The 11449-nt window shown below is 31.9% G+C and carries 12 protein-coding genes and 1 tRNA gene; 10 read left to right on the forward strand and 3 right to left on the reverse strand.

What is annotated here, in order from left to right:
* Positions 1–3 precede the first annotated feature (3 nt).
* The 10 genes from fusA (at position 4) to FBF21_RS02660 (ending at position 8468) form a co-directional block, all read left to right on the forward strand.
* Entirely contained in the window at positions 4–2079 is a 2076-nt protein-coding gene (gene fusA / locus FBF21_RS02615; RefSeq protein ID WP_002788669.1) for an elongation factor G, read from the forward strand.
* Between the two features lie 28 nt (positions 2080–2107).
* Positions 2108–2184, forward strand: a tRNA-Arg gene (locus tag FBF21_RS02620).
* A 17-nt stretch (positions 2185–2201) separates the two neighbouring features.
* Positions 2202–2351: a hypothetical protein gene (locus FBF21_RS02625; RefSeq protein WP_002854981.1), complete on the forward strand. Its 150-nt coding sequence runs from the start codon at positions 2202–2204 to the stop codon at positions 2349–2351.
* 5 nt (positions 2352–2356) lie between these two features.
* Positions 2357–3058, forward strand: a complete 702-nt coding sequence (locus tag FBF21_RS02630) for a tRNA1(Val) (adenine(37)-N6)-methyltransferase (RefSeq protein ID WP_002854777.1) — start codon at positions 2357–2359, stop codon at positions 3056–3058.
* A complete protein-coding gene (locus FBF21_RS02635) occupies positions 3048–3422 on the forward strand; it encodes a YkgJ family cysteine cluster protein (RefSeq protein ID WP_002855009.1) in 375 nt (124 codons plus the stop codon). Before FBF21_RS02630 ends, FBF21_RS02635 begins: the two co-directional genes overlap by 11 nt.
* Positions 3395–4672, forward strand: coding sequence for a hypothetical protein (locus FBF21_RS02640; protein WP_002869531.1), 1278 nt, complete (start codon positions 3395–3397; stop codon positions 4670–4672). The genes FBF21_RS02635 and FBF21_RS02640 overlap by 28 nt, the downstream gene beginning before the upstream one ends.
* The gene (gene trpC, locus FBF21_RS02645) at positions 4669–5445 is read left to right on the forward strand and encodes an indole-3-glycerol phosphate synthase TrpC (protein WP_002869532.1); all 777 of its coding nucleotides are present in this window, start codon (positions 4669–4671) and stop codon (positions 5443–5445) included. The genes FBF21_RS02640 and trpC overlap by 4 nt, the downstream gene beginning before the upstream one ends.
* Positions 5446–5455: 10 nt before the next feature.
* Entirely contained in the window at positions 5456–5941 is a 486-nt protein-coding gene (locus FBF21_RS02650; RefSeq protein WP_002869533.1) for an HIT domain-containing protein, read from the forward strand.
* On the forward strand, positions 5931–6929 hold the full coding sequence (gene mnmH / locus FBF21_RS02655) for a tRNA 2-selenouridine(34) synthase MnmH (protein WP_168985431.1): 999 nt from the start codon (positions 5931–5933) through the stop codon (positions 6927–6929). The genes FBF21_RS02650 and mnmH overlap by 11 nt, the downstream gene beginning before the upstream one ends.
* Positions 6930–7232: 303 nt before the next feature.
* On the forward strand, positions 7233–8468 hold the full coding sequence (locus tag FBF21_RS02660) for an ammonium transporter (protein WP_002780812.1): 1236 nt from the start codon (positions 7233–7235) through the stop codon (positions 8466–8468).
* Positions 8469–8527: 59 nt separating this feature from the next.
* Here FBF21_RS02660 and hemH read toward each other — a convergent pair whose 3' ends face one another.
* Genes hemH through FBF21_RS02675 form a run of 3 tightly spaced genes read right to left on the reverse strand, consistent with a single transcriptional unit; the run spans position 8528 to position 11380 of the window.
* A complete protein-coding gene (gene hemH, locus FBF21_RS02665; protein ID WP_002869536.1) occupies positions 8528–9439 on the reverse strand; it encodes a ferrochelatase in 912 nt (303 codons plus the stop codon).
* Complete coding sequence (locus FBF21_RS02670) at positions 9436–10302, reverse strand: Gfo/Idh/MocA family oxidoreductase (protein WP_002859910.1); 867 nt, start codon at positions 10300–10302, stop codon at positions 9436–9438. Before FBF21_RS02670 ends, hemH begins: the two co-directional genes overlap by 4 nt.
* A gap of 4 nt (positions 10303–10306) precedes the next feature.
* Positions 10307–11380, reverse strand: a complete 1074-nt coding sequence (locus FBF21_RS02675; protein WP_002869537.1) for a DegT/DnrJ/EryC1/StrS aminotransferase family protein — start codon at positions 11378–11380, stop codon at positions 10307–10309.
* Between the last annotated feature and the right edge of the window lie 69 nt (positions 11381–11449).

Genomic DNA, 11449 nt, shown 5'->3' on the forward strand with positions numbered 1-11449 from the left:
TGTATGTCAAGAAATACTCCTTTAAAAAAAGTTAGAAATATCGGTATTGCTGCTCACATTGATGCGGGTAAAACGACTACATCTGAAAGAATTCTTTTCTTTACTGGTATGAGTCATAAAATCGGTGAAGTTCATGATGGTGCTGCAACTATGGACTGGATGGAGCAAGAGAAAGAGCGTGGGATTACTATCACTTCTGCGGCTACAACTTGTTTTTGGAAAGATCATCAAATCAATCTTATTGACACTCCAGGCCACGTGGATTTTACAATCGAAGTTGAAAGATCTATGCGTGTTCTTGATGGTGCTGTTGCGGTATTTTGTTCAGTGGGTGGGGTGCAGCCTCAAAGTGAAACAGTTTGGAGACAAGCAAATAAATATGGTGTTCCAAGAATAGTATTTGTAAACAAAATGGATAGAATCGGTGCAAATTTTTATAATGTAGAAGATCAAATTCGCAACCGTTTAAAAGCTAATCCAGTTCCACTTCAAATTCCAATCGGTGCTGAGGATAATTTTAAAGGCGTAATCGATCTTGTAACTATGAAAGCTTTAGTTTGGGAAGATGATACTAAGCCAACGGATTATGTAGAAAAAGAAATTCCAGCTGAACTTAAAGAAAAGGCAGAAGAATATCGCACAAAAATGATAGAAGCAGTTTCTGAAACTTCAGATGAGTTGATGGAAAAATATTTAGGCGGAGAAGAATTAAGTCTTGAAGAGATTAAAACAGGGATTAAAGCAGGATGTTTAAGTCTTTCTATCGTTCCTATGCTTTGCGGTACAGCGTTTAAAAATAAAGGGGTTCAACCTTTACTTGATGCTGTTGTGGCTTATTTGCCAGCTCCTGATGAAGTGGCAAATATCAAGGGTGAATATGAAGATGGTACAGAAGTTTCTGTAAAATCAACTGATGATGGCGAGTTTGCAGGGCTTGCATTTAAAATCATGACAGATCCATTTGTAGGACAACTTACTTTCGTGCGTGTTTATCGTGGTTGTTTGGAAAGTGGCTCTTATGCTTATAACTCAACTAAAGATAAAAAAGAAAGAATTGGTCGTTTGTTAAAAATGCACTCTAATAAAAGAGAAGAGATTAAAGTGCTTTACGCAGGCGAAATTGGTGCTGTTGTAGGACTTAAAGATACTTTAACAGGGGATACTCTTGCAAGTGAAAAAGATAAGGTAATCCTTGAAAGAATGGATTTTCCAGATCCCGTTATTTCTGTTGCAGTTGAGCCAAAAACTAAAGCTGATCAAGAAAAAATGTCTATTGCTTTAAATAAATTAGCACAAGAAGATCCAAGTTTTAGAGTTTCAACTGATGAAGAAAGTGGCCAAACTATCATTTCAGGTATGGGTGAGTTACACCTTGAAATTATCGTTGATAGAATGCTTCGTGAATTTAAAGTTGAAGCTGAAGTAGGTCAACCACAAGTTGCTTATCGCGAAACTATTAGAAAAACTGTTGAACAAGAATACAAATATGCTAAACAATCAGGTGGTCGTGGTCAGTATGGACATGTATTCTTACGCCTTGAACCACTTGAGCCAGGTAGTGGATATGAATTTGTTAATGATATCAAAGGTGGAGTAATTCCAAAAGAATACATTCCTGCAGTTGATAAAGGTGTTCAAGAAGCATTACAAAATGGTGTTTTAGCAGGTTATCCTGTGGAAGATGTTAAAGTAACTGTTTATGATGGAAGTTATCACGAGGTGGATTCATCTGAGATGGCGTTTAAACTTGCTGCTTCTATGGGCTTTAAAGAAGGTGCTAGAAAAGCAGGTGCTGTGATCTTAGAGCCTATGATGAAAGTTGAAGTAGAAACTCCTGAAGATTACATGGGTGATGTTATTGGAGATCTTAACAAACGCCGTGGTCAAGTAAATAGCATGGATGAGCGTGGTGGAAATAAAATCATCACAGCATTTTGTCCTTTGGCTGAAATGTTTGGTTATTCTACTGATCTTAGAAGTCAAACTCAAGGTCGTGCGACTTATTCTATGGAATTTGATCACTATGATGAAGTTCCTAAAAATGTTGCGGATGAAATCATCAAAAAAAGAAACGGTTAAATTTTTAGCGGGATTTTTCCCGCTTTCTGTCCTCGTAGCTCAGCAGGATAGAGCGCAAAATTCCTAATTTTGAGGCCGTGAGTTCGAATCTCGCCGTGGACACCATTTTATGGGGTGTTATTATGATAAAAATTGCTTTTTTTATAACTTTTGTAATTTCTTTTTTGGCAGCACAAAGCCCAGTAAATTTTAAAGAAGATAATAATATAACAAAAGAACGAAATATATTTAAAGAACAATCTCCAAAACGCATTAAAATTCCAACGCATTAAAATATATGTCAGATCTGATTACGCTAGCACAATTATCACAAGGGTATCGTTACAATAGTGATTCTTTAATTTTAGCTGATTTTATTTTAAAACAAGGAATTAAAGGCGCTGTTTTTGATGTAGGTGCGGGCTGTGGTATCATAGGTATTTTACTTAAAAAAAATATTGCAAATTTAAGTTTATCTTTGATTGATATTCAAAAAGAAAATATAAAATTGATTGAAAAAAATTTAAAATCCAACAAAATACAAGGCGATATTTTTCATGATGATTTTAATCAATTTCAAATCATAAAAAAATTTGACTTCATAGTCTGCAATCCTCCATTTTATAGACAAGGAGCTTACAAGAGTGAAGATCAGCATAAAGCTATAAGTAAATTTCAGGAATTTTTACCCTTGCATAGCTTTTTAGCTAAAACAAATTCTATGCTTAAGCCAAATGGTGCTTTGTATTTTTGCTATGAAGCTTTAGCTTTAGATGAAATTTGTTTTATTTTAAAAGATATGAAAATGAAAATAACAAAGCTTTGCTTTGTACATACACATCAAAACAAAAAAGCAAGACTTGTTTTGATACAGGTAAAAAAAGGTTCAAAATCGCCTTGTGAGATTTTACCTCCTTTTTTTGTATATGAAAATGAAATTTTAAGCAAACAAATGCAAGAAATTCACTTAAGATTTAGGTTAAAAAGTTATGATATTTGATAAAAATTTTTCTTATGCTTTTGATGAAAATGCTTGTGAGAAATGCGGTGGAAAGTGTTGCACTGGAGAAAGTGGCAATATTTTTGCGAGCAAGGAAGAATTAGAAGCATTAAGAAAGCATTTAAATTTAGAAAGCAAAGAATTTGCTGAAAAATACTTGAGAAAAGTGGGCTTTAAAATGAGTTTTAAGGAAGTCGAATGTGAAGATGGTTTTGCTTGCATTTTTTTTGATACTCAAAAAAGAAATTGTAGTATCTACGATTTTCGTCCAAAACAATGCAGAACTTTTCCATTTTGGGAATATTTTAAAACACATCAAAAGGAATTAGAAAAAGAATGTATAGGTATTTGTTATTTGTCTTAGTAGCCTTTTTTTTGGCAGCTTGTGGAAGTTCAAAAATCAATGTTGTTTATCCTGATTATACAAAATATAAAAGCAATGATTTTGATTTAAGGGTTATGAAGGCTTATAATTATGAGTATTATAAACAATACAAAGAAGCCAGAGATGAATTTTTAAGTCTTTATCAAGATTATAATAATACTAATTTTTTAGAAAATGCATTTTTACTTACTTTAGCAAACAATCTTGACAAGCAAGCAGAGTTAGATAATCTAGCAAAGCCTTATTTAAATCAAAATGACAATCTTAAGCGACTTAGTGCTCTTTATGCTTTAAATTCAAATGATATCAACAATGCTCAAAAACTTATGAAAGAGCTTTTAACAAAAAAGGATAGTGATCCTAGAAATTTAGAGCTTTATGGTGATATTTTGGTTAAAAAAAATGATTTAAAAAATGCTACAAAATACTATAGATCTGCTTATAATCAAGTGCAAAATGAAGAAATTTTATTTAAACTCATAGGAATTTATGCGATTTTGAATGATACTTTAAATATTAAAAATGTTTTAGAATTTTCAAGAAAAACCAATGGTTGCACTCTCAAAACTTGCGTCTTGCTTGCTAAAATTTATTTTGATGAAAAAAATATCGAAGCTTTAAAAAGTATATATAAAGAGCTTTATCAACTTACCAAAAATAAAAGTTTTGTATTGGCTTTAGTTGAGCTTTTAAATTCTCAAGGCAAAACAGAAGAAGCTTTAAAAATTTCTTTGCAGTATGATTTAGATGATGACATTAAACTCGCTTTGTATCAGAATTTAAAACGCTTTGATGATGCTAAAAAAATGAGTTTAGCTCTTTATCATAAAACAAAAAATAAAGAATATCTTCTACGAGCGGCAGTTTTTGAATTTGAAGCTGCAAATGAAGCTAAAAAAATCACTCCAAAAGTAATTGATTCTGTAAAAGAAAAATTCGAACAGGCTATCGATAAAGATAGCAATGCTTTGTATTTAAACTACTATGGATATTTGCTTATAGATTATGATTTAGATGTTAAAAAAGGTATAGAGCTTGTGAAACTTGCCTTAAAAAAAGAGCCTCAAAATTTATACTATTTGGATTCTTTAGCGTGGGGGTATTATAAACAAGGTGATTGTAAAAAGGCTTGGGAAATTTTGAAGCAAACTTTAGAGGATAAAGAATTTGCAAATTCTGATGAGAGCAAGGCTCATGCAAAAGCAATAAAGGCGTGTATTAAACCATGATTTTAGATAAAATTTTTGAAAAAACTAAAGAAGATTTAAAAGAGCGTAAGGCGCAACTGCCTTATGATATGTTGGGACGATCTTTAGCGTCGAATCCTTTTTTTCCTAAAGATGTTAAAGCTGCTTTAAAAAGAATAGAAAATGAAGTAAGAATTATCGCAGAGGTTAAAAAAGCTAGTCCAAGTAAAGGGGTTATAAGGGAAAATTTTGATCCTTTAGATATAGCTTTAAAATACGAAAAAAATGGAGCTGCTGCTATTTCAGTTTTAACAGAACCGCATTTTTTTCAAGGGAGTTTAGAATACCTTAGCATGATACGCCGTTATACGCACACTCCTTTGTTGCGAAAGGATTTTATTTTTGATGAGTATCAAATTTTAGAAGCTTTGGTTTATGGGGCGGATTTTGTATTATTAATCGCTAAAATGCTAAGCATGAAAGAGCTTAAAAAACTGCTTGAGTTTGCAAGACATTTAGGTCTTGAGGCTTTGGTTGAAATTCACGATAAAGAAGATTTGAGCAAAGCGATTTTTTCAGGAGCTGATATTATAGGCATAAATCATCGCAATTTGGATGATTTTTCTATGGATATGAATTTATGCGAAAAACTCATCCCACAAATTCCAAATTCAAAAATTATTATCGCAGAAAGCGGTTTAGAGGATAAAGATTTTTTAAGGCATTTGCAAAATTTAGGCGTTGATGCTTTTTTAATCGGAGAATATTTTATGCGTCAAAACGATGAAGGAGAGGCTTTGAAAGCCTTGCTTTAAAAGGATAAAAATGCAGTATTTGTATGCACCATGGCGAAGTGAGTATTTTGAAAAAGAAAAGAGCGAGTGCCCTTTTTGTGATTGTGCTAATAAAATCAAAAGCGACGAAGAATTAGGAGTGATTTTTAGAGCTAAGTATTGTTTTGGCGTGATGAACCGCTATCCTTATTCTGCAGGGCATTTTATGATAATACCTTATTTGCATGAAGAGCATATAGAAAATTTAAGTGATGAAGCTTGGCAAGAGATAAGTCAATTTGTGCGTCTAGGAGTAAGAATTTTAAAAAGTGAACTCCATGCAGGTGGGGTAAATATCGGTATGAATTTAAGTAAAGATGCGGGTGCTGGGATAGCTCCTCATTGTCATTATCACCTAGTGCCGCGTTGGGTAGGGGATACTAATTTTATCACCACTATAGGAGAGACTAGGGTTTGTGGTACCAATATAGAACAAGTTTATCAAAAACTTGTTTTGGCGTTTAAAAATGTTAAATGAAGTAGATTTTGCAGAATTTCAAAAAGAAAATTTCTCTCTTTTAATCGATGCAAGAAGCCCTAGAGAATTTTTGCATTCTCATTTGATAGGAGCTTTAAATTTTTATGCTTTAAATGATGAAGAATATCAAGAAATAGGAACAATTTATAAAAAAAATCAAGCTTTGGCTAAGGCTAGGGGTGCGAGTTATATTTGTCAAAATATGTCAAAGCATATCTTAGAGCTTGCCCACAAATTCCGTATAGGAGATAAGATCGGAATTTACTGCTCTCGTGGGGATTTGCGTTCAAAATCTATTGCAGTGATTTTGAGCGAATTGGGCTATAGAGTGGTGCGTTTAAAGGGTGGCTTTAAAGCTTATAGAAGTTTTTTGGCGCATTATTTTGATAATGAAATAAATTTAGATTTTTTTGCTCTTTGTGGTAATACAGGCTGTGGAAAAACAGAACTTTTGGAGCTTTTGCCCCATCATTTAAATTTAGAAAAAATGGCAAATCATCTAGGATCATCTTTTGGTGATATTTTAGGAAAACAACCTACGCAAAAAGCTTTTGAAGCAAACCTTTTTTATACTTTAAACTCTTTAAAAGATTTTATCTTTATAGAGAGCGAAAGTCGTAAAATAGGTGAAATAGTTTTACCTTTAAAGCTTTATGAAAAAATGCAAAAAGCATTTAAAATTCATTGTTTTTGTTCTTTAGAAAAGCGCATAGACAGGATACAAAAGATCTATCAAGAAAAAATGACTCCTTTAAAATTTAAAGAATGTCTTGCTAAGATCAGTCCTTATATCAGTGTAAATTTTCGTCAGGATTTGCTAAAAAGTTATGAGCAAAGAGAATGGCAAAGGCTTATTGCTTTGCTTTTGGCTTATTATGATAAGAGTTATAAAAAGCCACAAAAAATAGATTTTGAGCTAAACACTGATGATATCTTCAAAGCCAAAGAAGAGCTTTTAGGCTATTTTAAAACGCAATTGCTTTTTTAATACTAGATAATTTCTACTTTTAATTTAAAAAAAACTTTTACCAAATCATCAAAATTTTCTTTATTATCTTGCAAGAATTCTTTTTTATTGTTTTGGTTTAGCCCCAAATTTTTATTTTAATGCTAGTAAATTTGAATTATAGAGAAGTAAAATATTTTTTAAAATACCTATTTATAGTAATTTAAGATAAAAAAATAAATTTTGATAAAAAAAATATATAAAATATTTCTTAAATTTATATTTTTTTAAACCATTTTAAATATAATTATCTCGCAATTAAATTTTGTAAGAAAGGACAGGTAAATGAATGCGATAAATTCAAGTTTTATTGTGTTGTGTACTTTGCTAGTTTTGCTTATGACTCCAGCTTTGGCAATGTTTTATTCAGGTATGGTAAGAAGTAAAAATACTCTCAATACCATAATGAATTGCTTTATTGTTTTTGGTGTTATTACTTTACAATGGGTAGTGCTTGGATTTAGTCTTTCTTTTGGTAAAGATGAAGGACTTGGGCTTGTAGGAAATTTCGAGAATTTCCTCTTAGAGGGTATTAGCGGATACAACGCTTCAGGCGTTCCAAATATTCTTTTTGTGATTTTTCAAATGATGTTTGCACTTATTGCATCTGCTATTATAACAGGCTCTTTGGTGGGAAGAATCAAACTGGGTGTTTTGGTGATATTTCTACTTTTTTGGAGTACTTTAGTTTATGATGTGTTAGCGCATATGATTTGGAGCAGTGAGGGATTTTTGCTTAAAAGAGGAAGTCTTGATTTTGCTGGGGGCGGTGTTGTGCATATCAGCTCTGGGGTTGCCGGACTTGTAGGAGCTTTGATGGTAGGCGCTAGAAAAAGTGATGATGAGGATAAAAACGCGCATTCTATTCCTTATGCTTTCTTGGGTGCGATTTTGCTTTTTATAGGATGGTTAGGTTTTAATGCTGGAAGTGCTGGCGAAATGAATGATATTGCTATCAATGCTTTTATAGTAAGTATTATATCAGCAGCTTGTGGCTTTTTATCTTGGGTGGTACTTGAGTGGCTCATCCATAAAAAACCGACTATTTTAGGTGGACTTAGTGGGCTTGTAGCAGGGCTTGTGGGAATTACTCCAGCTTGCGGTTATGTAGATATTTATGCTTCTCTTGTTATAGGGACTTTGTCTTCTGTGTTTTGTTATTTTGGTTTAAGTTTTATCAAATACAAACTCAAATGGGATGATTCTTTAGATGCCTTTTCTTTACATGGAATCGGAGGTATTTGGGGAGGAATTGCCACAGGGCTTTTTGCAAGTGCTAAAGTAAATCCTAATGTGATTGCCCAAAATGCACTTGGCGAGGGATTTTTTATCAGCGGAAGTTTGGAACTTTTAAAAGAGCAAATTTTTGCTATTGTGATTTGTGTGGTTTTGTCAGCTCTTATAAGCTTTGTTATTTTTAAGATTATCTCTTGTTTTACAGACTTAAGAGTAAAAGAAGAAGTAGAGCAAAAAGGCTTAGATGTGAGTTTGCACGGAGAAAAAGCTTATACTTTAGCTTAGTTGGCTAAATTTTTACTAAAAAGTCCTTGTAATCATAAACAAGGACTTCAAAATCATTCTTAATTAAAATCAGATAAATACTTTAAAATAAAGTGGATAAATTCATCACTATCATTTGGGCAAGTGATTAAATCATAATCGCACTTTGCTAAATGTTTATACTCCATACCTAGCTCAAAAATCGTTTCAGAACAATCTATGCAAAAAGAAATAGGATAAATCAAAGCTTTGTTATCTAAATTTGCCAAAATATCGCTCGTATTTGGCTCAAGCCATTTTACAGGGCCTAGTTTAGACTGATAAGCTAAAATAAATTCATCAAAATGATCTTTTAGCTTTTCTTTTAAAATTTCTACATGATCATTTACATGCTTTTCATATAAATCACCTTTATCAATAATGCTTTGTGGTAAAGAATGCGCTGAAAAAATCAAAATTTTGGCATCAAATTTACTTTTTTTAGCCAAAATGTGCGAAACTATCATCTCGTTATAAAGCTCATTTTTGTAAAAAATATCTATAGTTTTTACTTTTGCTTGAATTTTTTGCTTTGAAATTTCATTTTGCAGAACTTCTAAAGATGAAGTTACTGTGGTGCAAGAATGGTGCGGATAAAGTGGAAAAAGAATGATTTCATCACTTGCATTTAAAGTGTATTTTTGCAAAATTTCTGTGGCAAAAGGAGGAACATAAAGATTTACAAAATCAAATTTAAATTCATCTTGTTTTAAATTAAGCTTGTCACACAGGCTTTGAGTAAGTTCGTTTAAAGGGGATTTTCCGCCCATTTTTTTATAGTTTTCTTGCATGGCTTTAACGCGAGCCTTTGTTATGATCCATGCTACAAATTTTCTTAAAAATCGATTTTTGATTCCTAAAATATAAGGATCATTAAACATATTTTTTAAAAAAACTTCACAATCTTGTAAATTCGTAGCTCCGCCCATATTTAAAAATAAAACTAATTTCACGCAAACCTTTCTAAAATTTCTTGAACTTTGTAAGCATCGCTCGTGCTGGCTAAATGATTGGGTTGATTATCGATAAGTTTTAACAAAGCTTCGTGTTCTGAAAAAAGTGGACTTTGTTGAGTAAGTTCTATAAAATTTCCATCTTTTAATAAAGAAAAGTCATTTAAATTGGCTTCATAAAAATGATTTTTAGTAATAAGATGAATTTTTCTTAGTTTTTGTGTGCTATTCCAACTTTGATGTATGCTAGCAATACATTTTTCAAGCTCACATAGAATAATGCTTTCACTTTCTCTTGTTTGATCTTGGGTGTATTTTTTAAGCAAATTGGTTTTTGTTATTTCTTGTTTGCTTAAAAAACAAAGCAAATCAAGATCATGCACAGCCAAATCTTGCAAAATCCCTACATCGCTGATTCTTTGTGGGTAGGGTGAAAATCTTTGTATGTTAATGCTGATAATTTCTTCATTTTCAAGCTCTTTTTTTAGGGCTAAAACCGCAGGATTAAATCTTTCGCAAAAACCTACACCTACTTTTATGCTGTATTCTTTAGCTAAATTTGAAATTTCGTCTATTTCTTTTAAATTTAGAGCTAAAGGCTTTTCGATTAAAACGCATTTGCATTGTTTAAAAACTTTTTTTGCTATTGTTAAATGTGAATTTGTAGGTGTTGCTATGATGATAATATCATTATTTTGATTTAAAAATTTATCCAGATCATCATAAAAAATATCATCAAAAATATTTAGGTTTGGATTTTTGCAAAGATCAAAAAGTGCATTAAGTTTAAAATGAGAATTTTTACTAAGTTCATTTAAGTGGTTTTGCCCCATTTTTCCAAGGCCTATGATACCTATTTTCATGGAATCAATCTTTAAAAATACAAATAACTTGCTCTTGCTCTTCTTCACTTAAAAAAGGTGAAAAAGGCAAAGATAAGATGTGTTCGCTTGCGTATTCTGAATTTTTAAGTTCTAAATTTGAAAACTCACTAAAGCAAGGTTGTTTATGCAAAGGGGTTGGATAGTGTATAGCATAAGGTATATTAGCTTTTTCAAATTTTTGCAATACACTAGCTCTATCTTCAACTAAAACGCTGTATTGTGCATAAGCGCTAAAAGCATTTGGATCAATTTGCGGAATTTGGCAGTTTTTTAAATTTGCATTATAAATTTGTGCTAATTTTTGTCTTTTGTCTAATTCTTTTTCTAGGTATTTTAACTTAACATTTAAAATCGCCGCTTGCAAGGTATCAAGGCGTCCGTTTATACCTATAAATTCATGTTTATAACGCTGTGTTTGTCCGTGATTGAGTAAAATTCTTATTTTTTTAGAAATTTCATCATCATGGCAAAAAATAGCCCCACCATCGCCATAAGCTCCCAAAGGCTTCGAAGGAAAAAAGCTTGTGCATGAAATTTTAGCTATAGAGCAGGATTTTTCTCCTTTGAAACTTGCACCAAAACTTTGTGCACCATCTTCGATCAAAGTGATATTTTTATCTTTTAAAATTTCTTCTAAAGCCCTTAAATCACTCATTTGTCCAAACATACTCACTGCTATAACAGCTTTAGTTTTTGGGGTTATTGCTTTTTGTACTGCTTCAAAATCAAGATTGTAATTTGATAAATTTATATCTACAAAAACAGGTTTTGCGCCTACTAAGGCCACAACTTCAGCTGTTGCTATGAAAGTGAAACTAGGCACTATAACTTCATCATCTTTGCCAATATCTAAGGCTCTTAAGGCAAGATATAAAGCACTGGTTCCACTTGAACAACCTATAGCGTGTTTAACACCTAAAAAATGAGCTAAATTTTGCTCAAATTCGTTAAGCTTTGTACCGCCTATAAAAGAAGAGCTTGATAAAACGCTTTCAATTTTAGCATTGATTTCATCTTTGTATGCGAGATATTGGGCTTGAAGATTGATAAAATTCATAAAAAACCTTAGAGAAATAAAATTAAATAAAAATGTTTATTGTATTTTAGTTTTACTTAATTTAAAGTA

It is taken from the genome of Campylobacter sp. CFSAN093238 (assembly GCF_012898015.1).
GTDB lineage: Bacteria > Campylobacterota > Campylobacteria > Campylobacterales > Campylobacteraceae > Campylobacter_D > Campylobacter_D jejuni.